26 protein-coding genes are annotated in these 24,008 nt (G+C 34.1%); 4 read left to right on the top strand and 22 right to left on the bottom strand.

Going from position 1 to position 24,008, the window contains the following annotated elements; genetic code table 11:
* Positions 1-98 precede the first annotated feature (98 nt).
* From ptsP to WAK64_RS02465, 11 genes are all read right to left on the bottom strand, one after another.
* On the bottom strand, positions 99-1,814 hold the full coding sequence (gene ptsP / locus WAK64_RS02515) for a phosphoenolpyruvate--protein phosphotransferase (protein WP_336585358.1): 1,716 nt from the start codon (positions 1,812-1,814) through the stop codon (positions 99-101).
* Positions 1,814-2,080: a phosphocarrier protein HPr gene (locus WAK64_RS02510; RefSeq protein WP_336585357.1), complete on the bottom strand. Its 267-nt coding sequence runs from the start codon at positions 2,078-2,080 to the stop codon at positions 1,814-1,816. Before WAK64_RS02510 ends, ptsP begins: the two co-directional genes overlap by 1 nt.
* 300 nt (positions 2,081-2,380) lie before the next feature.
* Entirely contained in the window at positions 2,381-2,941 is a 561-nt protein-coding gene (locus WAK64_RS02505) for an isochorismatase family protein (protein WP_336585356.1), read from the bottom strand.
* 703 nt (positions 2,942-3,644) lie between these two features.
* Positions 3,645-3,899 carry a hypothetical protein gene (locus WAK64_RS02500; RefSeq protein ID WP_336585355.1) on the bottom strand — a complete coding sequence of 85 codons (255 nt, stop codon included), beginning with the start codon at positions 3,897-3,899 and terminating at the stop codon, positions 3,645-3,647.
* Between the two features lie 61 nt (positions 3,900-3,960).
* Complete coding sequence (locus WAK64_RS02495; protein ID WP_336585687.1) at positions 3,961-4,707, bottom strand: ABC transporter permease; 747 nt, start codon at positions 4,705-4,707, stop codon at positions 3,961-3,963.
* A 67-nt stretch (positions 4,708-4,774) separates the two neighbouring features.
* Complete coding sequence (locus tag WAK64_RS02490) at positions 4,775-5,383, bottom strand: ABC transporter ATP-binding protein (protein ID WP_336585354.1); 609 nt, start codon at positions 5,381-5,383, stop codon at positions 4,775-4,777.
* A gap of 39 nt (positions 5,384-5,422) precedes the next feature.
* A complete protein-coding gene (locus tag WAK64_RS02485; protein ID WP_336585352.1) occupies positions 5,423-6,685 on the bottom strand; it encodes a hypothetical protein in 1,263 nt (420 codons plus the stop codon).
* Positions 6,652-7,845: a DUF58 domain-containing protein gene (locus tag WAK64_RS02480; protein ID WP_336585351.1), complete on the bottom strand. Its 1,194-nt coding sequence runs from the start codon at positions 7,843-7,845 to the stop codon at positions 6,652-6,654. Before WAK64_RS02480 ends, WAK64_RS02485 begins: the two co-directional genes overlap by 34 nt.
* A 4-nt stretch (positions 7,846-7,849) precedes the next feature.
* Complete coding sequence (locus tag WAK64_RS02475; RefSeq protein WP_336585350.1) at positions 7,850-8,788, bottom strand: AAA family ATPase; 939 nt, start codon at positions 8,786-8,788, stop codon at positions 7,850-7,852.
* Between the two features lie 200 nt (positions 8,789-8,988).
* A complete protein-coding gene (locus tag WAK64_RS02470) occupies positions 8,989-9,195 on the bottom strand; it encodes an aspartyl-phosphate phosphatase Spo0E family protein (protein WP_336585349.1) in 207 nt (68 codons plus the stop codon).
* A gap of 236 nt (positions 9,196-9,431) precedes the next feature.
* Positions 9,432-9,626, bottom strand: coding sequence for a hypothetical protein (locus WAK64_RS02465; protein WP_336585348.1), 195 nt, complete (start codon positions 9,624-9,626; stop codon positions 9,432-9,434).
* A gap of 191 nt (positions 9,627-9,817) precedes the next feature.
* On the opposite strand from WAK64_RS02465, the gene WAK64_RS02460 reads away from it, so the two are divergent.
* Positions 9,818-10,006 carry a YkvS family protein gene (locus WAK64_RS02460; protein ID WP_336585347.1) on the top strand — a complete coding sequence of 63 codons (189 nt, stop codon included), beginning with the start codon at positions 9,818-9,820 and terminating at the stop codon, positions 10,004-10,006.
* Between the two features lie 55 nt (positions 10,007-10,061).
* Here the strand turns inward: WAK64_RS02460 and WAK64_RS02455 are convergent, their stop codons facing one another.
* The 3 genes from WAK64_RS02455 to WAK64_RS02445 form a co-directional block, all read right to left on the bottom strand.
* The gene (locus WAK64_RS02455) at positions 10,062-10,499 is read right to left on the bottom strand and encodes a hypothetical protein (protein ID WP_336585346.1); all 438 of its coding nucleotides are present in this window, start codon (positions 10,497-10,499) and stop codon (positions 10,062-10,064) included.
* Between the two features lie 15 nt (positions 10,500-10,514).
* Positions 10,515-11,273 (bottom strand): hypothetical protein, encoded by a 759-nt coding sequence (locus tag WAK64_RS02450; RefSeq protein WP_336585345.1) that lies wholly within the window; start codon positions 11,271-11,273, stop codon positions 10,515-10,517.
* 143 nt (positions 11,274-11,416) lie between these two features.
* The gene (locus WAK64_RS02445; RefSeq protein WP_336585344.1) at positions 11,417-11,530 is read right to left on the bottom strand and encodes a DUF6254 family protein; all 114 of its coding nucleotides are present in this window, start codon (positions 11,528-11,530) and stop codon (positions 11,417-11,419) included.
* A gap of 184 nt (positions 11,531-11,714) precedes the next feature.
* Between WAK64_RS02445 and WAK64_RS02440 the strand changes: the two genes are divergently transcribed.
* Positions 11,715-12,323, top strand: a complete 609-nt coding sequence (locus WAK64_RS02440; protein WP_336585343.1) for a CPBP family intramembrane glutamic endopeptidase — start codon at positions 11,715-11,717, stop codon at positions 12,321-12,323.
* 104 nt (positions 12,324-12,427) lie between these two features.
* Here WAK64_RS02440 and WAK64_RS02435 read toward each other — a convergent pair whose 3' ends face one another.
* Positions 12,428-13,462 carry a YkvI family membrane protein gene (locus WAK64_RS02435; RefSeq protein ID WP_336585342.1) on the bottom strand — a complete coding sequence of 345 codons (1,035 nt, stop codon included), beginning with the start codon at positions 13,460-13,462 and terminating at the stop codon, positions 12,428-12,430.
* A gap of 328 nt (positions 13,463-13,790) precedes the next feature.
* Here WAK64_RS02435 and WAK64_RS02430 point away from each other — a divergent pair, with 328 nt between their 5' ends.
* Positions 13,791-15,914, top strand: coding sequence for an ATP-dependent Clp protease ATP-binding subunit (locus WAK64_RS02430; protein ID WP_336585341.1), 2,124 nt, complete (start codon positions 13,791-13,793; stop codon positions 15,912-15,914).
* A gap of 140 nt (positions 15,915-16,054) precedes the next feature.
* Here the strand turns inward: WAK64_RS02430 and WAK64_RS02425 are convergent, their stop codons facing one another.
* From WAK64_RS02425 to WAK64_RS02405, 5 genes are all read right to left on the bottom strand, one after another.
* A complete protein-coding gene (locus WAK64_RS02425) occupies positions 16,055-17,749 on the bottom strand; it encodes a M3 family oligoendopeptidase (RefSeq protein ID WP_336585340.1) in 1,695 nt (564 codons plus the stop codon).
* Positions 17,750-17,969: 220 nt separating this feature from the next.
* Positions 17,970-18,419 (bottom strand): MarR family winged helix-turn-helix transcriptional regulator, encoded by a 450-nt coding sequence (locus tag WAK64_RS02420; RefSeq protein ID WP_336585339.1) that lies wholly within the window; start codon positions 18,417-18,419, stop codon positions 17,970-17,972.
* A 232-nt stretch (positions 18,420-18,651) separates the two neighbouring features.
* Positions 18,652-18,942 carry a DUF2087 domain-containing protein gene (locus WAK64_RS02415; RefSeq protein ID WP_336585338.1) on the bottom strand — a complete coding sequence of 97 codons (291 nt, stop codon included), beginning with the start codon at positions 18,940-18,942 and terminating at the stop codon, positions 18,652-18,654.
* A 54-nt stretch (positions 18,943-18,996) separates the two neighbouring features.
* Positions 18,997-19,461, bottom strand: a complete 465-nt coding sequence (locus WAK64_RS02410) for a methylated-DNA--[protein]-cysteine S-methyltransferase (RefSeq protein ID WP_336585337.1) — start codon at positions 19,459-19,461, stop codon at positions 18,997-18,999.
* A gap of 3 nt (positions 19,462-19,464) precedes the next feature.
* Complete coding sequence (locus WAK64_RS02405; protein WP_336585336.1) at positions 19,465-21,618, bottom strand: PAS domain S-box protein; 2,154 nt, start codon at positions 21,616-21,618, stop codon at positions 19,465-19,467.
* Between the two features lie 229 nt (positions 21,619-21,847).
* Between WAK64_RS02405 and WAK64_RS02400 the strand changes: the two genes are divergently transcribed.
* Positions 21,848-23,596: a B12-binding domain-containing radical SAM protein gene (locus WAK64_RS02400; protein WP_336585335.1), complete on the top strand. Its 1,749-nt coding sequence runs from the start codon at positions 21,848-21,850 to the stop codon at positions 23,594-23,596.
* A gap of 32 nt (positions 23,597-23,628) precedes the next feature.
* Here WAK64_RS02400 and WAK64_RS02395 read toward each other — a convergent pair whose 3' ends face one another.
* Positions 23,629-23,784 carry a hypothetical protein gene (locus WAK64_RS02395; RefSeq protein ID WP_336585334.1) on the bottom strand — a complete coding sequence of 52 codons (156 nt, stop codon included), beginning with the start codon at positions 23,782-23,784 and terminating at the stop codon, positions 23,629-23,631.
* Entirely contained in the window at positions 23,774-23,932 is a 159-nt protein-coding gene (locus tag WAK64_RS02390; protein ID WP_336585333.1) for a hypothetical protein, read from the bottom strand. Before WAK64_RS02390 ends, WAK64_RS02395 begins: the two co-directional genes overlap by 11 nt.
* Positions 23,933-24,008: the final 76 nt, after the last annotated feature.

Genomic DNA, 24,008 nt, shown 5'->3' with positions numbered 1-24,008 from the left:
TAACTGAAAATCGTTTTGAGGCATTTAAAAATTTCTCAAACATTTTGTTCACTAAAAAAGCCGAGAGGACTACCACTCGGCTTCTTTAAATACATTCACTATTTTAAAATACGTTTTACTTCTGATAGGACTTCCTCATTTGTGTGCATTTGCAGTACATTGTTCGCAAGAGTTTCCATATCAGACTTTGATAATGAACGAATTTGCGAACGTGCTTTGAGGATAGATGTAGCACTCATTGAAAATTCATCTAGACCTAAGCCTAAGAGGATAGGAACAGCGATTTCATCTCCAGCCATCTCTCCACACATTCCTGCCCATTTACCTTCTTTATGTGCAGCATCTATTACCATCTTCACTAATCGAAGGATGGCAGGATTATAAGGCTGATACAAATATGAAATTCGTTCATTCATACGATCAGCTGCCATCGTATATTGAATTAAATCGTTTGTACCAATACTAAAGAAGTCTACTTCTTTAGCAAAAAGGTCTGCCATAACAGCTGTCGACGGTATTTCAACCATAATACCTACTTCAATCTCTTCGGCAACTTTTACACCTTCTGATACGAGCTTTCCTTTTTCTTCAAATAATATATCTTTTGCTTGTCTAAATTCATCAAGGTTAGAAATCATTGGGAACATAATCTTTAAGTTTCCATATATACTTGCTCGTAATAAAGCACGCAATTGGGTACGGAAAATCTCTTGTTGATCTAGACATAGACGAATGGCACGGTAACCTAAGAATGGATTCATTTCATGTGGCAAATTTAAATAAGGTAGTTCTTTATCTCCACCGATATCCAAAGTACGAACAACGACAGGCTTTTCTTGCATCCCTTCAAGAACCGCTTTGTACGATTCAAATTGCTCGTCCTCTGTTGGAAGTTCGTCTCGGCCCATATAAAGAAATTCTGTACGGTACAGCCCTACGCCTTCTCCACCGTTATTCTTTACCCCATCAAGGTCATTTGGTGTTCCGATATTTGCTGCTAATTCAACATGATGTCCGTCAGCAGATACCGTTTTCTCATTAACTAATTTCGCCCATTCTAATTTTTGTTGCTCGTACTTTTTATTGATTTCTTCATACTTTTGAATTATTTCATTCGTAGGATTAATATGTACTTCCCCATTTAATCCATCAATAATAACAATATCTCCGTTTTGAATCTCTGAAGTTGCGACCTTTGTACCAACCACAGCAGGAATTTCTAATGAACGTGCCATAATAGCTGAGTGGGAAGTACGTCCTCCGATGTCTGTCGTGAATCCTTTTACAAATTTTTTATTAAGTTGGGCTGTATCAGACGGAGTTAAATCCTCTGCTACAACAACGACTTCTTCAGAAATCATACTAGGATTTACAATTTGCACACCTAGAAGATGAGACAGTACTCGTTTTGTTACGTCCCGAATATCAGCAGCACGCTCTTTCATGTACTCATTATCCATGCTTTCAAACATGGTTACAAACATATCAGCTGTTTCTTTTAAGGCTGCTTCTGCATTCATTTGTTGACTTTTAATATTATCTTCAATCGGTCCAACCAACTCTGGATCACTTAATACTAGTAAATGAGCTTCAAAGATAGCGGCTTTATCCTCACCAAGATCTACCTTTGCAGCATCCCTGATAGCTTCTAGCTCTGCTTTTGAGGTAGAGATGGCTTGCTGAAAACGACTTACTTCTTCCATTGTGTTATCAACGGAAGTCTTTTCAAAAGATAAATCAGGTTCTACTAAGCGATATGCTTTTGCAATTGCTATGCCACTAGATGCGGCAATTCCTTTTAAGACTGTTGACATTATTCTGCTAAACCTTCTTTTCGTAAAGCTTCATCTAGAGTATTTAATGCTTCATCCTCATCACTACCTTCAGTAATGATCGTAATTTCTCCGCCTTTTCCTACTCCAAGAGACATGACACCCATAATGGATTTTAGGTTTACTTTTTTTCCTTTAAATTCTAAATGCACATCAGAATCAAATTTACTAGCTGTTTGAACTAATAGTGTTGCAGGACGTGCGTGAATCCCTGTATCTGCTGTTACGGTGAATTGTTTTTGTGCCATAAAAAATCTCTCCTTTAGTCTACATTAATCACTTCAACCATTCGTATAAAAAAACACGAACTTTGTGAAGTAGTTCTCAATTACAAAGAATATCATGCTTTTCAAAGTTTCTCAATTATAATAAGCCTTTTTTTTTAGTATTTCGTAAAGTTGTCATCTTATGTATAAATTCCACCGAATTGTAAACGCTTTACAAAAAAACAATGTATTTTAGATGATAGAGTTACCATTAATAAAGGGGGAATATCCCAATTCCTTAGACTAACTTAAAGAAATTGGGATATTGATTTTTAATAATATCTACTCTCTATATAAATCATGCGTTGGATAAAATAAGTCTTCCTCTGTATTTCTTACAATTGAAAAGTTTTCTACATTGTAATGACCATGAAGGGTTTGATTATGATGCTTTATAATTTGTTCTGCATTTAATGGATGACTATCTTTCGTAGAATGTCCATCACCTACTAATGTGACATCTAAACCACTAATAGTGGCGGTTCTAACTGCACTATCTATGCAATGCTCAGTAGCACACCCCATAATAACAACATGCTCAACTTTTTGAGCGTTTAAATAATTTAGAAGTCCTGTCCCATGGAACGAATTCGTTGCCGTTTTATCAAAAATCATTGCATCCGTAGGCACATGAATTTTTTCATGGACTTGAAACCCTTTTCCTTTGCCTTCAGCAACATCTAAATCTCTAACAAAGACAACCGGGACATTGGATTTATTTGCTTTTTTAACAACACTATTGATATTCCTTATAAGTTGCTCTTTTCTAAAAACAGCACTTTCTGCTTGATTCCCATCTATTAGCTCTTGTTGGGCATCAATGATTAATAATGTTTGCTTCAAATGATTTTCCCCTTTCAAATTGGGGAAACGCTCTATTTAATTAGACGTATTCCCCTTAGTTTTCATTACGCCATTGGTCGTTTTATTAGTCATAATATCTACCTCCTTAAAAAATATTGCAAAAAAATTTTTATTTAATTTTTTGATAATTTAATAATAACACAAATACCTTTAGAATAAGGAAACTATCATGAGGTACTTCATATAACCCACCCGCTAGCTTAACTACTTCCTTTCGTATCCTTTTCTTAATATCAATACACAATAAGGCCCTTTTTGGAATCGCCCTAATATTTTCCTTTCTTTTATCTAGCTTATAGTTCTAAATTCATTTCCCTTTTACTGAAAAAACCCTACGATATCCGTAGGGTCCAATCGGTGCGACTTTATTTTCTATCTACACAGTAATCGATTAATATCCACCCCAACCTGTCTTACCAGATGTAGAATGACTGAATTAATTTTATGCTACTATGTTTTTAACTGATTCACCACTATGTGTTCACAGTGGGTCTTCTTTAGAAAGTTATTATTCCTATTTTTTGACCTTCCTCTTGTGTAAAAACCGTACAAAGGATTACTAGATAGATGAACCAAATACAAAAAAGTGTGTTTCTAAAGGGGAGTGAACACACTTTTTTCAGATTGATCTATTTATCGTTTTAATAGATTATCTATTTCTTTTACGATGAGGTAAATTATTCTATTTCGTCGTTTGACTTTTCTGAATAAGGTTTAAGCAAATTTTTGATTTAATCATTCCTCCCTGTAACGCTGATTGGTGGTCCTCAGTGATATTTGTGTATACATTAACTAAGTCACATACACATCGAGCCATCAATTCTAAAGACTCCTTTACCTGTTGCTCGTTTAGTGAATATTCATTTTTCACTAACTCCTCAATTACATCTAATGCCGTACTTTTTATTCGAATTGCCTGCTCTATTTCTGTTTTCATAGCAACCCCTCCTATTAATACTAGTAATAGTTATGAAGGATTTTGCTATAATAGAACACTCTTATGAGACATTTAGATTAGCTTCCTTTGTAAATAGCGAATTCACAGACAAAATAATGAATAGAAAAACGGTTAATGTAACACTACCAAGTATTCCTAATAAAATGACGATTTGGTATTCAATTGCCAGTAATGGATTTATACCTGCAATGATTTGACCTGTCATCATACCTGGTAAGAAGACAATTCCCATTCCAATCATATTGTTGAGTGTCGGTAAAATAGCTGCATCGAAAGCCTCATTAATATAAGATTTTATCGCTACTTTTGGTTTAGCACCCAGCATTAAAGCACCGAGGATTTTGTCTCTATTCGCCTTTAACGAAGTGAACAAAGTGGAGACACCGATTGTAATTCCAGTCATACTGTTTCCAATGATCATCCCTGAGATCGGTATAAAGTAACGAGGTTCATACCACGGAGACAGATGAATGACAATAAGTGTGAAATATAAGATGGATAAAATCGTTCCCAAAACCATCGAGATAGCAATCACGGCTTTTATTGAAAACGATAATGGACTCTTTATTTGATGGTAAACATTTCGAATGGCAAAAATGAGCATAATCACTAATACAATTAACGTTAATATCCAGCTAGGGCGCTCAAACAAGAAAATTAAGATATAACCAGCGATGACAAGTTGGATCGTCATTCGAAAAGTGGCAACGATAATCACACGTTCTCTTTTTACACCTCGAAAACGAACGATCCATAATAATAATACGACGAAGGCAAAGGAAGCAATAAGCCGCCAAAACTCAATATTTATTATTCCTTGTTCCAGAATATCTCACTCCTCAAATCGATAATCTTCATGATAATGAAATAATTTCCTCTCCATATCGGTCAGACACTTCATGTGAATGTGTAACGATGATTGCTGAACCTCCTTGCTGCTTAACTTTTGATAAAACCGAATCCATTACTTTCATTTCTGTCTCCTTATCAAGTGCAGACGTCGGTTCATCAAATAAATAGACAGATGGCTCGACTAATAATATTCTCGCAAGAGATAGTCTCTGTGATTCTCCACCGGATAATGAACTAGGTGAACCATGCAGCTCTTTTTCTAAAGAAACTGCTTTCAATATTTCTTTCAATGCACTAAGACTTGCGGGTTTTTTTTCCGCAAATAGTCTCCCTATTTGAAGGTTACGTTCAATATCTCCTTCAAATACTAACGGAGTTTGAGCAAGCATTGACACTTCACGACGATGAAGAATTGCATCCTTTTCGGAAAGTGGTTTTCCTTTAAAAAATATTTCACCGCTATTCGGAATAACCATTTTATTTAACAGCTTTAACAATGTCGTTTTTCCTGAGCCGCTAGCTCCTATAATGCATGTTACTTTTCCCTGTTCAATAAGTAATTCACTGATCCTTAAAATATCCTTATAGACAATATTCTTTAATGTAAACATGTGTAGCTCCCTCCAAAAGAAAAAGAGCATTATATGCTCTTAAGTATTGTCCTTTATTCTCATTATAATCCTGTTTGCCATTTGCTTAAACCTATCAACTTGCTCAGTTGTTGGTTGGATATGGCTGTATCTAACATTCTCATATAATTCGATCCATTCTTTTTCCTCTAATCCGATTCGATCTAGCCAATCACGCAATGACTCGTTTGACTTACGTTCTCTTTTTTGTTTGCGGGCAATTCGTTCTACTTTTATTACCTCTTTTCGGATGTCATTATATGCTTTTGAATACGGCATGGTCTTTAGATGTTCTACTTTTTTCCTTCGGTAAAACCCTTCCCCTTCTTCTACTAATACGTGATCTACCTTGACTGATTCTGAATCTAGTTCTTTTCTTCGTTTATATGTTTTAAAGATTAAGTAGAAAATAGTAATAAATAGAATGATATACAATACTTCATCGATATAGCTAAAATTAAGTTGTTCAACAATACTTTTTTCGAACTCTTGACTACTATCCTCATATTCTGTTGAAGAATTATCTTGAAGACTCTCTGTTATTTTCGCTTTAGAATCTTCATCTAATAAGGAATTTAACCATGTATAGATAGGATCAATAATTGGGGTTATCGCTTCAATCATTACACCAAAGATTAAGGTAATGCCATCTCTTAATAGACTATTGAATTGAAAAAAGAACACTAATACAATGGCCGTTCCTGATATCATCCATATCAAGGGTTTATGTTCCAACATTTTCTTCCGGGTACTCTCTTCTGTATTCTCTTTGCTCTCTCTCCGATTTAAATATCGTATAAAGTAGATGCCAACACTAAAAATAAAAAACTCTAATACGATTATAAGCAATATAATGGATTGGTTTCCGAACCAAATGCTATTTAGTATATAGAAAAAGAAACTGAACAGTAAAAAGCTCAAAATCCACCCGTCCCAAACTTCAAAGTCCTCATGTTGATTTTCTATATATGCTAAAAGCCGTTTATAAAAATAAACGATAATAATTAACTCTCCCCATAAAGGAAAGCCTATTAAATAGAATATGACAAGCAATGGCACAGCCATTAAAAAAAAGTAGGAGTGGTAGGAAACATATTTTTGAAATATAACGAAACCTACACTATAAATAATCGAAAACAAAAGAACAGAAAAACTTAAAAAATCGTAAAAAACCGTAAAGAAAGTAGCTAAGAATCCACATTCCAAGATAAATAAATACGCCGAGCTCAATGCCATACTGTACTTTGATCCTAACCCTGTTTTTGCAGATAATTGTTGTTCCATTCCTTCAAGACTCCTTGCTTCTCTGAAAGATCAAGAGTATATATTGTTGTTGCTTTACTATTAATTAACCTTAAACCAGATTGTACTTCTTCTGTTTCATTCCCAATATAAATCGAAACAGACGGTATTTGCCCACTTCGTAGTAGTTGTTGCTGCATAACAGAAACTGGGATAGTTGCATCATTTTTAGATAAAGTAGAAAGGAAATCCAACGCCTTTCTTCTTTGTTCTTTTCCACTACCTAAAGGGAGAAAGTAATAAGGTCGTTTGTTAATGGATCTTACATTAATAGCTAATGAGTATGAATGATTTTCCTCGAACGCCTTTTCAATTAAATAGGTTGTTCCTGTTATTATTTCTTCCAAATCACGCGTAATGGAATAGTGCTCAACGACATTTACTATAACCAGCCAGGAATGATCTGCCGTTGTTTCAAAAACTTTCGTATGTAACGCTTGCGAACGTGCACTCGCTTTCCAGTGAATATGCTGAAAGCTATCCCCATATCTGTATTCTCTAGTTCCAACTGGACTAAACGGATCCTGAAATAACGTTTGTGGTGTAGGAACGTTACCTAACCTTTGGGAGGAAGAATATAATTCACCAAGAACATGGTGGAACTTCGGATAAACTATTTTTTCCTCTAAGTATGGTTCGTCTAAACTTAAAAAAACAGTCCCTACTCCAAATAAATTAGGAATTCTCAACTGTAATTTCCGAACTTTCATTAATCCTCTATGACGCGCTTTAATTGGAATTGATACAGTATATTTTTTGTTTGTTCGTAGCGTTAGTGGAATGATTACTTCGTTGTGAGATTGATAATGATGATTATCACCTACAAGAGGCTCTACAGCATCATCAAAAACAACTGTTAAACTCGCTTGCCATATTGGTAAACCTGAATTAAAAAAAGTAAACTTTAAACTCGTTTCATCTTCAATTAAAAGTCGCTCTCTGCCTTTCACATTTTCCAACATAATTTTATCGGCTATTTTCCGAAAATAAAAATCTTGTATAAATAAAATGCAACCGCAAAATAAAAGTACAATAAAAATTGAATATTGCTGTATAATCAGTGTGAAAAATAAGCCACCTGATACAAGGTACTGACTGAGCTTAACAAGTGGCAAATCAACAACCTCTTTTTTCCACTGCATGGGCTTACCCTCTTGCTTCTACTGGAACTGGGGTATTTTCTAAAATGTCTTCCATTACAAGGTCATTTGATTTCGTTAATGAAGCCTCTGAAGTTAGTTGAATTCGATGATTTATTACAAAAGGTGCTACGTATTTCACATCATCAGGAGTCACATAGTCGCGTCCCATTAAATAAGCCTTTCCTTGAGAGGCTCGTAACAAAGCGATGCTCGCTCGCGGGCTTACCCCGAGCTCAATTGCTGGATGATTTCTTGTACTTCTTATTAATTGAAGCATAAAGAGCTCAATGTCTTCTGAGACTTTTATCGCTTTTACCTCTTTGGCTACACCAATCAAATCCTCTGTCGTTACTACCTGCTCTACTTGTTTCACTTCTTCTTTGTTTTTAAACCTCCGAATTATCGCTTGTTCCTCTTCTAAGGAAGGATATTGAAATGGAATTTTCATTAAAAATCGATCTAGCTGAGCGGCAGGTAAGGGAAACGTTCCTTGTTGTGATTCTACCGGGTTTTGTGTTGCAATAACCATAAACGGGTACTGTAATGGTAACGTTTCACCTTCTATCGTTACTTGTCTTTCTTCCATTACTTCTAATAAGCTAGATTGAGTTCGAGGCGTTGCTCGGTTAATTTCATCGGCTAATACAATATTCGTTAAAATAGGTCCTGGCCTTAATTCAAACTCCTGCTGTTTTGGATTAAAGAATTGAATACCTGTTATATCACTAGGAAGTACGTCAGGTGTAAATTGAATTCGCTTAAAATCAGTATTCAACGTTTTGGCAAACGTCTTAGCCATCAATGTTTTCCCTGTACCTGGTACGCTCTCAAGCAAAACATGCCCTTCTTGAAGTAACGCAATCAAAAATAAATCTATTTCTAATTCTCTTCCAACAATCACTTTATTGATTTCACTCTTTATGGATTTTACAAAGTTATTCATAATTTCCCCCTTTTCTTTCGGTAAAATATAACAATTTTTTTGATTACTGTCTACATTTGTAAAAAAACAGGACATTTGAATCTTGAAAGACGTGATGAATATAGGAAGAGTCAGCCTTTTGGCTGACTCTTCCTATATTCAAACTATTTTCTAAGCACCATTCCAAATGGTTCATCTATTAGTATATAAACAGTTTTGTTTTAATTCGTCACGATGAAGGCTGAGCTGGTAGACCAATTTTTTGAGAGTAAATATCGACGAGAGTGGATATTAAGTAATCGATCAAGCTGCTTACTTAAGGTAACCGTTTCTTCACTAGACAATCCTTTTGCTAATCCAACCTGAATCATTTGCTGTCTTTTTTTTTCAATTAAAGTGTCAATTCTCTCAAACGAATACTTATCCACCAACTGTCACCCCTTCCTATAGCTTCTATTTTTTTACTATTATAATATAGTTTCAACAATGGGTAAATAGTATATTTTTTGATTGGATAGAGTTATTCCACCCGCAATGTAACCGGTTTCATCAAATTTCTAGCATTAACGTGTTAATTAGCTTAACCGTTTTTTTCCATATTTAAAATGCTCATTTTCACATCTATACTAAAATTAATAAACGACATCAATTCAACCTTTCCTTATTAACTTCTCGCTTGCTTCGTATAGGTATATAAGACATTCCCACCTTGAAGAGCTTGCCCACGAAAATGCTTAAAGTCTTCCTGTTGAACTAATAATTGTCGAAAAGTTAAAAAATATTCCTTTTTTACTTCAACTTCCTGAATTTCTCCGGTACGTAATTGCAGAATAACGCTTAAACATTGTTCTTCAGTCATTTTGTCACTACCTTTCATACTTCTCCACAAAAAGAATAACGTTCATAGTAAAAAGTTTCAATCTCTTTTTACAAAAGCATGAAAATGTCTATTTTATAAGTGAATTTTCTAAAAACTATTTACCTTTTCACAGGAATAAGGCAAACTGTATATAATATGGTAATTGAAACTTATTGGAGGGAGATTGGCACATGAAAAAAGCAAATATAGGAGATATCATAGAATTCAAAGGTGGTCTCCGAGGAATTGTCGAAAAAATCAACGAAAATTCCGTCATTGTAGATTTAACATATATGCCACATTATCGTGAACTTGAATTAGAAGAAAAAACAGTGATTAACCACAAAAATTATAAAATAATTGAGAGCTCTACAAATTAAACTACAGGCCCTACCCTTATTCATAGAATAAGGGGTTTTTATCCTAAATACTAAATCAATCAATATGTGAAATAGATAAGGGAGCATAACATTCAAGAATCGATATAATTTGGTGAGACTGATGTTTCTGACAGTGAATCATAATTAATATTTCTGAGCAAGACTCTTTGATTTTTCCTATTTTTTTCTTCTTAACGTGATATATCAGTGCACCAAGCACTCCCCCTACAATTAAACCAACTAAAGCTAATAGAATAGGACCGATCGTTACCTTGAATCCATAAATCACACCTAAAAGCATACAAATCGCACCAAAAATAGCACCAAAATCAATATACCCCTTCTCTGTTGGGACTTTTTCGTTTGGAATATGTGTTAGGTGAGACTCCAATGGCAGAACAAGAATATCTTCTAATAAAATATTCTCCTCTTGAACCTCTAAAAGAAGGGGCTCTACTATTAATGAGGATGCGAAGGTGGAAACAACATACATATTCAATCCTACTTTCTAAAATGGCATTTTAAAGCTTTTGGGATTAAATTTTTTGGCTAGTTTTATTTTATTCATAAATTCACTTAATCGATTATGTTCGACTGAATCAACAAATGCATGATAAGCAAAAAAAACATAAATTGAAGGTAGAAATAATAACCACTTTGGTTTTACCGTATCGATTGCTAATTGAAAATCACCTATATAAGAATAATATAAACCATCATATACATGGGAAAGTGTGGACAACGTCACCCATAACAACAAACCAAAAATAAAAGAAAGAAATTTATTGTTATACATATAACCTAAGCTTGGAAAAAGCATTGACCAGATTATGGACTGAATAGGGTTTCGTTTAAGGTTTACATTATGATCGATTATGTCCATATTCTGTTGATGAATAGATGATTTTTTCTCTTGAAATACAGCCCGTGTTAAATGATTGATTTCTTGTGTACACCGATACGAGTCCCAAATGATATATATGTAGATCGGGGAATACAATACTAAATACTGGACATTTAAAACGTGGACAGCTTGTTCAAACTCACCTACCATTGAATAATAAATACCTTCATTTAAATGAGCAAGAGAATTGACAATAACTTCCCACACAATCAGAAAATAACCTAAGTATAGCTTGCCAATCAATAGGTGACCGAATCCAGGAAACGCAGCTGACCACCATGCCACAATATATGGATTTTGAATCCGTAGAGAACTTATAGAATATTGACTAGTAATGTTAAGATAAACGGAGTTATGATTCACACACTCTCTCCTCTATAGACATTTTTCTTAGTTTGTTTGATTCTGTCATAATCTATTCTATAATTGTCTCGCTTCTTACCATACATTGGCATCAAGTTTTATTAAACGATTAATTGTATAAAAAAAGACAGCCATTGGCTGCCTTAGTCCATTTTTTTATTCTTTAATTCTTTAAAAGATTCTACTTTTCCATGAGAGGGTTGGTCTTCTTTTCTTACTTTCCATTCTCTCTCTCTTTCACGCTTAGATTTTGACATAATAGGATACCTCCTTTCCTTTGTTAGCCTAAGCAAATAGATAAAAATTAACCACAGCTTATGGTGTTTAAATTTATATCTATAAAAATGAAACATTCTTTTTTTTCAAAATAATACCACAGACATACCATTTCTCGTTTCATTTTGATACAATAGTGCCTGATATAAGAAAGGGGATTTTTTTATGAAACGCTTTAATAAGGAACTACCTCTCCTTGTTAGCTTACTATTTGCACACATACTTTTATATTTTACGTTTATTGATAAAGATATCTTTTGGTATATGTATACAGCCGCTATTTTATTTTTAGTAACGTTTACGCTTTTTTATCATATTCCTAAAAGTCAAAGCGATAAAAAGAAGGATTACCTCTACGGAATCCTTTCAGGTTTACTACTATACGGAATATTTAAAATTGGATTTTCTCTCTTAGTTCTATTCTCTTCCTCAGTAGAAAAGGACGTAAATAAATTATATGGAAATTATTCACCTGAATTCTTTTGGCATTATTTAGTGTTATTATTTATTTTAATTCCAGGTGAAGAAGTATTTTGGCGTGGTTTTTTTCAAAGAAGGCTTGCAAGTAAAATGAACAGTTTTATGGCTATCTTTATTTCCAGCATTGCTTACGCTTCCATTTTTTACTATAGCTCTCAACCTATATGGATGCTCGCTGCCTTTGTAGCAGGACTATTCTGGGGACTTCTTTACAAGTGGAAAGAAAGCTTGCGACTTGTCATTGTTTCTCATATAGTCTTTATTTTATTCTTTATTATCTTGCTTCCTCTATAAGAGCTGAAGCCTTCATTGTAAAACTTTAAGCAGCTATTTCCGATCATCGTTGCTTAAAGTTTTACTTCAACAGAAGTGTACTACCCTCGAGGTTTGGCTTTCATTTATCCACTTTCCTTTTTCATCCATAACAATACGATAAAAATCAAACTAACATTTCCGAATAATGGGTATAAATAGGAAAGCAGTTCACTATAATCAACTCGACTAATTATATACATCGTGGCAAATAAAATGAGTAAGACTACAGAACGGTTTATCTTAACATGAGTCATCGCCTGTTGTTCTAAACCAAAGACACCACCTATTACTGACGTGAAGATTTCTCCATAAATAATCACTACGTAGAGCCAATAAAATCCCCCTCCAATCAATTGCATAACTGCTGCCATCGGAATTTCATACGTTTCTAAATTTGGAAGCATTATCAGTGTAAAATGTATAGATAAAAGAATTAACGTTAAGAATGCACCTCCAATTAGTCCACCTAAACGAATAGTGGTACGATCCTTTATTTGAGCAGCTATAGGAACAAGGACAGCCTGTGCCATTGCTAAATTAAATGCTGTGTAGGAGAAAGGTGCCACCACCACTTTCCACCCATCTTCTGCATGAGGAATCCACATAAATTCACCTATAAACCCGTCTGTAGTGACAGATTTTATCATGATTAAAAAATTAAAGATAATCATGATTGGTACAACAAATGAGTTCACCATAAAAAGACCCTTTGTTCCAACAAGGATCACGATATATCCTAATAAAATAGTTAATCCAATTCCTAATGTTTTCGGCAAGTAAAGTTGTTCCTCAAACACCGCACCTGCACCTGAAAGCATTACAGAGGTTACTCCCAAAAGCATAAGTAAAACGAGGCCGTTCATCACCTTACCGAAAAAAGGTCCAAATAAGTAAGTTTGAAAATCTTCAAATGATTTTGCATTTATTTCTTGTGCTTTTATCATCATTTTAGATCCCATAATGATAAATAAATACCCGCTCATTAAAATACTAATAAAGCCAATAAAACCAAAACGTGTAAAGAACTCAACAATCTCTTTGCCAGTGGCAAAACCAGCGCCTACCACAGTTCCTACATAAACAGCTGCCAATTGAAAAGCTTGATTCCAATTTTTCACTGACCTACCACTTCTCCCTTCTTACTTATTACAACTTATGTCCAAGCATGGGGAAACAGAAGTGTTTTTAACTACAAATTATAGCTTGTCATGATTTTTATGACTTCCATCATTAAATCCCTAAACAATGAAATTCGTTTATTTTAAAGGAAGCTACATTTCATATCCTAATTATGGATGTACCATTTTGTCTCTTCTTTAACTCAAGCGACTAATTCTCAAGGCAAACTACTTGAAAGTCAAGAAAGGTCAAATTATAATAAAAGAAATTAGTCAAAGAAAGTCAAAGTCAAACTGAGAACTTTATTTTTAAAGGAGGAGACAAATTATGAAATGTCAACAATGTAATCAAAATCAAGCGAGTATTAAACTTTCTTTTAATTTGAACGGCAATACATCAGAGGCAATACTATGTCACTCATGCTATGAACAACAAAAAAGCAATTTAGGAGCTACTTTTAATGGCCAAACACCCCCATCTATGAATAGTTTCTCAATGAATGATTGGTTAAATGAAATGAACCAACAAAATACATCGAGAGCTACTAAAAAACAAACAGAAAACAGTTTTCTGGACCAATTTGGTCGTAATTTAACTAGCATTGCAAAAACTGGATTAATTGATCCTGTAATCGGAAGAGATAAAGAAATTCAACAAGTAATCGAAATATTAAATCGACGCAATAAGAATAACCCTGTCTTAATTGGTGAACCTGGTGTTGGGAAAACAGCCATTGCAGAAGGGCTTGCTTCTAAAATTGCCACAGGTGACGTACCTATAAAACTAAAAAACAAGCAAGTCTATTTGTTAGATGTTGCTTCATTAGTTGCTAACACAGGCATTAGAGGACAATTTGAGGAGCGGATGAAAAAACTGATTTCTGAACTTCAGCAAAAGAAAAATATTATCCTCTTTATAGATGAATTACATTTAGTGGTTGGAGCTGGCTCTGCGGAAGGTAGCATGGATGCAGGTAATATTTTAAAACCTGCCCTTGCACGTGGTGAATTACAGCTTGTAGGGGCTACAACATTAAAAGAGTATAGACAAATTGAAAAAGATGCAGCCTTAGAAAGAAGATTTCAACCTGTAATGGTGAAGGAACCTTCTCTTGAAGAAGCCTTCATTATTCTGAAAGGGCTAAAAGAAAAATACGAAGAATTTCACAGTGTAAACTATACAGATGAAGCTCTCAAAGCATGTGTTGAGCTTTCCCACCGCTATATTCAGGATCGCTATCTGCCAGATAAAGCAATAGATTTATTGGACCAAGTGGGATCAAAATTAAATCTTTCCTTGAGTGAAAGTGACCATTCTCAATTACGTGAACGATTAAATGTAATTCATAAAGAAAAAGAGGATGCATTAAAACAGGAAAAATATGAACGGGCAGCCAAATTACGTGATGAAGAATTACAGTTAGAGAAGAGACTTTCATCAAATGACAGGAATGACAATACTAAAGTCACAGTAGACATTCAGCACATTCAATCTATTATTGAGGAGAAAACAGGTATTCCCGTTACTAAACTACATCAAGATGAAAAGTTACGTGTAAAGCTCCTAGAAGGAAATTTACAGAAAAAGGTGATTGGTCAATCTGAGGCCGTTTCTAAAGTATCTAAAGCTATTCGTCGAAGTCGTACAGGATTTAAGAGACATAATCGTCCAATTGGATCGTTTCTCTTTGTCGGTCCAACAGGTGTCGGTAAAACAGAGTTAACCAAATCATTAGCGGAGGAATTATTTGGCACAAAAGAGAGCATGATTCGTTTAGACATGAGTGAGTATATGGAAAGACATTCTATTTCTAAAATTATTGGCTCTCCTCCTGGTTATGTAGGACATGAGGAAGCTGGTCAACTAACAGAAAAAGTTCGTCGAAACCCATATAGTATTATTCTCTTAGATGAAATTGAAAAAGCTCACCCAGATGTTCAACATCTTTTCTTACAAATATTAGAAGATGGACGATTAACAGATAGTCAAGGAAAAACCGTTAGCTTTAAGGAAACCGTCATTATTATGACAAGTAATGCCGGCCAAAGCGAAAAAAGAATAACGGTAGGTTTCGGTAAAGAGGATTATCAGGAATCCAACATAATCGATTCTATAAAAATGTATTTTAAACCTGAATTTCTAAACCGCTTAGACTCTGTGATTGAATTTAAATCTCTTGGTAATGAAGATCTACTACAAATTGTTGACCTGATGCTATCAGATGTTTACTTATCTTTAGATGAACAAAAAATTAAGCTTGAATTAAGTCATGAGGTGAAACAACAACTAGTGACTGACGGCTTTGACCCAGCTTTTGGCGCTCGCCCCTTAAGAAGAGTCATTCAGCAAGAGCTTGAAGATCAAATTGTCGATATTATTTTAGAAGAACCGAATGTTAAGACATTATCAGCATCCGTCGAAAATAATAAAATTGTCATTCAGACTCAATAATCTACTCAATTTACCTTAATGCAAGCAGCGATTTATACTCATTAATAAATGAATATTGATTTGTTAATGAACAATAAGAAAAGCGCTAGGAGATTACCATCTCCTAGCGCTTTTCTATTTATCCTATTAGAATTGTCACTTTAAAGTGTATCATCATTCACTGTTCTTAACCAATCCTCAATTGGTTTAATTACGGTTGTCATATTTCCTTCATCAAATGGTGATAATAAGCTAGTTTTTTCTAAAAGATCTGTGAAGGAATATCTTCCTCCTAGCTTGCAAAGATATAAATATTTTTCCCACGCATCTTGTTGGTTCTCTTGAGATAACTTCCAAAATTGAAATGCACATACTTGCGCTAATGTATAGTCAATATAATAAAATGGTGAATTAAATATATGACCTTGACGATGCCAAAATCCACCATTCTCTAGATATTCTTCCCCATCATAATCTCTATGAGGTAAATATTTCTTTTCAATCTCACGCCACTTTAACTTCCGTTCTAATGGTGTGACAGTTGGGTTTTCATAAACAAAGTGCTGGAACTCATCTACGGCTACGCCATATGGTATAAAGATTAAAGCTTCACTCAAATGTGTATATTTGTATTTATCTGTTTCCTCTTCAAAAAATAGTTCCATCCAAGGCCACGTTAAAAACTCCATACTCATTGAATGAATTTCACACGCTTCATACGTTGGCCAAATATATTCTGGTATGTTAACGTCCCTACTACAATACACTTGAAACGCATGACCTGCTTCATGAGTTAAAACATCTATATCTCCAGCTGTTCCGTTAAAATTCGAAAAAATAAACGGTGCTTTATAGTTCTCTATATACGTACAGTATCCTCCCATTGCTTTCCCTTTTTTTGCTTCTAAATCCATTAAATCGTTATCAATCATAAAATTGAAGAATTCGCTTGTCTCTTTAGACAATTCGTTATACATCTTTCTTCCCTTCTCTATAATCCACTTAGGTGGCCCTTTTGGATCAGCATTTCCTGATTTAAACTTATAATGTTCATCATAATATTTCAGTTTATTGACACCAATTCGCTTTTGTTGTCTCCCCTTTAAGGCCGAGACGAGCGGGACAACATGATGATGAACCTCATTACGGAATTTTTCGACCATTTTAGGAGAATAATCTGTTCTTGCCATTCTGTAATATCCTAATTCAACAAAGTTTTGGTAACCGAGTGTAGTAGCAATTTGATGTCTAATTTTTACCAACTCATCAAATAGAGAATCTATTTTAGATTCGTTATCAATAAAAAATTTCGTTCTTGCTAAAGATGCTTTTTGCCTTACTTCACGATTCGATGATTGTGAATATGGCTGTAGTTGGGAAAGGGTCATCTCCTCTCCATTAAACATAATTTTTGCGGATGCAATTAATTTCGTATATTCAGAAGAAAGTTTATTCTCTTTTTGTAGTAATGGAATAACCTCTGATGAGAATGTTTTTAGCTGTGTTTCTGCTAAACGAAAAAGTTGAGCCCCCCATTTATTTTCTAATTCAGAACGAAACTTAGAGGAAACTAATGCCTTATAGTATTTAGAAGTTAATTCTTCTATCTCGGGCTGAACTTCGTCCATGAATTCTTGTTCTTGTTGATAAAAACTGTCTTCAGTTTGGATGGAATGTCGTATATAGCATACATTCAGCATTGTATCAAACTCATTGCGAATGAAGTTTATTTGCTCCATTGCTTCAATTTGTTCTTCAACTGAACTCGCTAACTGGAAGGCAGTTAATGAGTCATGAAAGACAGCTTTTATTTTCTCTATGTCTGGCCTTTTATACGTATAATCTTGAAAAGACATTGTTTTCCACACTCCTCTTATATATTTCTATTATGTATTCGCTGTTCTAAACTAAATTCCTTTACTTAACCCCTTCACAGACGAAGGTAAAGCTTTGACAATAACTACTCTTATCTGTCTACCACGTATCATAAACGATTTTAGAAAACCTATCAATTTAATGTATGGACAAATTATCAAAAAAGGACTAAAACTAAAAAGCACTCCGTATCGGGAGTGCTTAACGAGAAAAATCTTTAATAGACAAGCCTAATTTTTTTATCAGTTTGATCGCCGTCTCTTTTTCTTCCATCGATAAGACTGACGTAATGTCATGAATTAATTGTTCATGGTCAGGAAAATAATTACTAATTAATGATTTTCCTGCTTCAGTGATGGATGCGTACGTTACTCGTCGATCACTTGGGCAAGCTACTCTCTCAATTAAACCTTTTTTCTCTAGCTTATCTACAACATAGGTAATGCTTCCTGAAGCAAGCAATATTTTCCCACCAATTTGTTGCAGTGGTTGATTTCCTTTATGATACAGGAGTTCTAATACTTGAAACTCAGTAGGATTTAAACCCTGCTCTTGAATATGAATACTTATTTTCTCATTCATAGCCTTATTCGCTCGTGATAATACAATAAATAAGTTTAAGGATTGTTCAATTTCTTTTCTATTCGTCATTATATCAAATCCTTTATATAACTAACATTTAACTAAATCATTATAAAAAAACAAAGGGATGATGTCAACAATTGAGGGTTATCAGAATGATTTACCCTAGTAATTGCTATTTATACAGTCCATTTTTAACTTTTTAATAATTGTTTAAATACAATTAGCAAGGACGGTTAAACTCTACTATATTTACAATTCTACCTCTACTTTCTCATCCCAATACAAGCTACCTATTGGATTAAGAAATTCTTCGCCATTTATCACGTGAGTTTAATTGATATATATTATTTTCACGGGTCATTATTCCTTGAACAATGAACTCTCTACGAATGGTTGCAAAATCCTCGTGATATTTTTTTATATACTCGTTAATTTCTTTTTCATGATACTTAACTTCAGCAGAAAGCCCTTCAGCCAAATATTCGAGTATGTAAAGTTTTTTCTTTAATTGTGAAGGAATAACTGTTAACTTACCACCCTTCAAATAATTTCTAACAATTTTTTCTTTTTCATTTTGTTTATTTTCCATCTTACTTCAACCTCTCTATTGAACATTTCTCATTTGCAAATTAGATGATGACGGTCAGTTCACACTATTTGAACTATTTTCTAATGATAACAAATATTGTTGTTTATCGGTTTGATTCCCAGCATATCCGATTAACTTTTTATTTTTACCAATTACTCTATGGCAAGGAACGATAATAGGGAATGGATTCTTTCGATTGGCTTGTCCTACAGCGCGTACGGCCTTTGGATTGTCCATTTTTATAGCAACATCTTGATAACTACATGTTTCACCGTAAGGAATGGATCTAAGCGCCTCCCAAACTTTTTTTTGAAAAGAAGTACCCTCAATACTTAAAGGTAAGTCGAAAGAAGTTCTTTTTTGCTCAAAGTATTCTTCTAATTGTTTCTTTGCTGCAAGTAAAACGTTACTTTGAGTGTTCTTTCCACTTATTTCACCGTAAGTAATAAAAATAAGTTTATCACCCTTAGCAGCTATAGTAATCTCCCCTAAAGGACTTTCCATTACGATTTTCTCCATCGATTATCTCTCTTTCTTGGGCAAATATATATGAAAGGTTGTTCCTACATCTGGTTCACTGTCAACCGTTACATGGCCATTATGCTCCTTTATTATTTTAAAGCTAACCATTAAGCCAAGTCCAGTTCCTCGCTCTTTCGTCGTGTAAAAAGGTTCACCAAGCTTACTAATCTTTTCTTTTGGGATCCCTTCTCCTTCATCCTTTATAGATATATGAATAAAATCTTCTTCCTCTATAAAATGGATAGTAATGGAGCCTCCTTTTGGCATCACTTCAATTGCATTTTTTATTATATTGATAAACACCTGCTTTAATTGATTGGGCTCCGCAAAAATAGGTGGTATTTCCTCATCACCTTCAATATTAATCATAATATTATGCATTAGGGCTTGAGCATTTAATAATTCAACCGTTTCATACATTATCTTTCTTAAACTAGATTGTTGGTATGCGATAGCTTGAGGCTTTGCCAGAATTAAAAATTCCGTAATAATGGTCTCAATGCGTTGTAGCTCAGATTTGATTACATTGAAATACATACTATGTTTTTCTTTGATACTGTTTTCTAAAAGTTGAATGAACCCTTTTAAGGCTGTCATTGGGTTTCTTATTTCATGCGCAATTCCTGCTGCTAATTCACCAACAACACTCAAGGTATCTGATTTTCTTAATTGATCTTGCAATTCTTTACTTTCCGTAATGTCACGTATAATCGTCAAATTTAAGTTAGATAACACTTTATACTTTGAGGAGATTTCAATATATCGATGATTTCCTTTTTCATCTTTGTATTTGAAAACAAATTGAGTCTTGCCTTCTTCCTTTAATTCTTGAATATACTTGGAAACTTCCTGCTCATAATTCTTTAAATCGTTTACTAAGTTCCGAACATCCTTCCCAATGAGTCGGTCTTTTGTAACATGAAAGATATCACATGCTGCAGGATTTATATCTACAATTTTCATATTGTGGTCACTAATGAGTAATCCATCAAGCGTCCCTTCAAAAATTTTCCTAAAACGTTCTTCACTTTTACGTAGCTCTTGTTCAATATAATACCTTTCGCTCACATTTCGAACAATCATCATATGATAACCATCAATTGAATGATGTTTTACAGTAAATTCAAGTTGTTTCAGTTGGGAATTGGGCATCAGGAACAGTAACTCTTCTCTAACAGCCCCCTGATGATGAAGGTTTTTCATAAGAGATTGATATTTTTTTAAGGAGGTCGGATAGACAAAATCTTCTATCCTTTTTTTTTGAATGTCCTCTAAATTGCATTCGAAAATCCGAAGAGCGGAATGGTTCGCTTTCATGACTCGTCCATCTTTTCCCCACATGATTATCCCGTCAATCGCTTCATCAAATAATTCTATAAACAATTCTTCACTACGTTTTAACTTAAGCTCCATTTGCTTTTTTTCTGTAATATTTCTAATAATCCCTAAATGTAAGCCCTCATATACGTTTGGTGATATTGAAAATTCACTCATAATCATTCCCGTAGCTACATTTAATGGAAGCTCACCTTGAACCCGTTCCCCATCTAAAATCTTTTGAAACACCCCATTATGATTATAGTGAGGTGTATCCGGTACAAAATCACAAATGTTTTGACCAATTAAGTCTTTTTCTTCTGACTGAAATAATTCAAGAATAGCAAAATTCACTTGTTGAATCTTACCTTCTTTATTAAATAGGACGATACCATCTGCTGCGTTCTGAAAAATTGATATAAACATTTCAATAGGTAAAGAAGATTTAGAAGCAGTTATATCTTTATTCTCCACATCAAGCTCACGAAGTTTCATAATAATTTTATCATCATTGGTATGAAAAACCTTTACTTCAACCCGTTTTAATTTACCATTCAACGTTATAATCCAAGTATCTTCTTGAAATCGCTTATTATCACTCTGTACTTTCGGTAAAATTACTGTTGGGTGTTCGGGAAGGGTCGACTTTACTTGTGGGATGACTTGAAGGTATTGTATCTCATTATTCATTGTTTCAAACAATTCTATTGCTAAATTATTTACAACGATAGGTTGATATTGACTGTTTAAGATGAGTATACTTTCTTCTTCTATTTCGATCATATCCCAAAAAATTTTAACATCTAACTCTCCTATTTTTGTATCATCTTGAAACATTCCCTTGTCTTCCTCCCTTTTCTTGACGTCTTTACTTTTCGCTAGTTGTGTGGGTTGTTAAATCGTTACTTCTAATTAAACCTCTCCTTGTAAAACTATTCGGAAAATGATTGCTAAATCCTTCCTACAGCATGTAGTTTTTTCTAAAAACATGATGAATATTGAGGTTTTAAGTCCATTCCTTTACAATAGATAAACATGATTAATTTTATGAAGGAGTCATTATTCAATGAAAGTAGTATTAAGTACATTAAATGCAAAATATATTCATACGAATTTAGCTATTCGATACTTAAAGGCGCACGTAGAGCCTGAGTTCCCCGTAGAGCTCGTTGAATATACAATAAAAGATCCCGCTATGAACATTGTGACAGATTTATATTCAAAGCAACCTGATATTATTGGGTTTAGTTGTTATATCTGGAATATCGAAGAAACATTAACGGTTATTTCAATGCTTAAAAAAGTATTACCAAATACAATTATTATTTTAGGCGGACCTGAAGTGACCTACGATGTTCCATATTGGCTAAATCGTACAGATGATGTAGACTATGTGGTCATTGGTGAAGGAGAAGAGACATTTAAACAGTTATTAACCGAACTAAGCAACAGTCATAATTTGGATACTGTTAATGGGCTTGGGTATATAGATCCTAATGGTAAAGTTCGAATCCAACCTCAAAATAATAAACTTGAGTTAAAAAGTCTAACTTCCCCATTTCGTTTTGAAGAAGATCGAGAAAGCCTAAGTAAACGGGTAACATATATTGAAACGAGTAGAGGTTGTCCATTCCGCTGCCAATTTTGTTTATCATCTATTGAAGTTGGAGTCCGTTATTTTGATCGTGAAAAAATAAAAGAGGACATTCGATATTTAATGGAAAATGGAGCAAAGGTCATTAAATTTGTGGATCGAACCTTTAACATCAGTCGAAGTTACGCGATGGAGATGTTTCAATTCTTAATTGACGAACATAAACCTGGAACAGTATTCCAATTTGAAATTACTGCAGATATCATGCGACCTGAAGTGATTGAATTCCTTAATAGAGAAGCACCAAAAGGGTTATTTCGTTTTGAAATTGGTGTTCAATCTACAAATGATGAAACGAATGAACTTGTTATGAGGAAACAAAATTTTCAAAAATTAACTAGAACAGTTTCTATGGTAAAGGACGGCGGAAAAATCGATCAGCATTTAGACCTTATTGCCGGCTTACCTAAAGAAGATTATCAAACCTTCCGCCAAACGTTTAATGACGTTTTTGCCCTAAGACCCGAAGAACTACAATTAGGGTTCTTAAAATTATTAAGAGGGACTGGCCTAAGGATTAGCGCAGATGAGCATAAGTATACGTTCATGGACCATGCACCATATGAGATGCTTGAAAATAATGTTTTATCTTTTTCCGATATCATTCGCATTAAGCAGGTAGAGGATGTTTTAGAGAAATATTGGAATGACCACCGAATGGATAATACGATTGAGTACTTAGTAAAGGAGTGCTTTAATACTCCCTTTGATTTCTTCCAATCATTTGGAACTTATTGGGAAGCCAGAGGGTGGTCCAAAATTGGTCACCAATTAGAAGATTTGTTCAAACGATTACAACAGTTCTTACTTTCTTTATCATTACCGAATTACGACATTGCCCTTAGCTTAATGAAATACGATTATCTTCTTAATCAGCGTTATAAACCGAGAAAACCTTGGTGGAAAGAAGCATTAATTAAGGAAGATCGTTCGAAGATTTATAAAAGAACCATTGAAAATCCAATGTTGTTTGGAGAGTCCTTCTCTAAATTACAGCTTAACGAAAAAGAACTATATAAACATACCTTAGTTGAAACACTACCCTTTGATGTTCATTCCTTTATCCATTCAGGTTCAGTAGAGTGGCAACCTACCTATTTACTAGCCCATTTTGAACCTTCTTCTGGTCAATCTAACATTTACTTTAGCTCAATAAGTTAATTTGTGAAGGAAAGGCACACAAAAACGCCGAATTATTTTCGGCGTTTCTCTTTGTCTTTTTTTGGCTTAGTTACTTTTATTGACTGATTCTCTTTACTCGTTATTTCATATAGTTTAACCGCATTAAGATCTGCGGTTTCAACTCCATACTCTTCTCTTACATTTATGGGATGTTTATTATTTTTCATGATGTCCCTTTTGTGAATTGCGATTGGCAGACTTCGCTCTATCTTCTCCGTATGAAAACTCTGCTGAAAATTCTGTTTCGCGAAGATTCGTTTTTGGTGTTGTGTTATTTTTTAAAGCTGCGTTATGTTCTGCTTTTCTTTTTGCCATCAACTCATACTCCTTTTTCTTTTTTTTAGTATGAGTGTTTTCATTCTATTTCATACAACCATATAAAGGATGAGAT

It is taken from the genome of Bacillus spongiae, from assembly GCF_037120725.1.
In the GTDB taxonomy this organism is placed as follows: Bacteria; Bacillota; Bacilli; order Bacillales; family Bacillaceae_K; genus Bacillus_CI; species Bacillus_CI spongiae.
The sequence above is the reverse complement of the archived record's forward strand: the minus strand, read 5'-3'. Positions and strand labels throughout refer to the sequence as shown.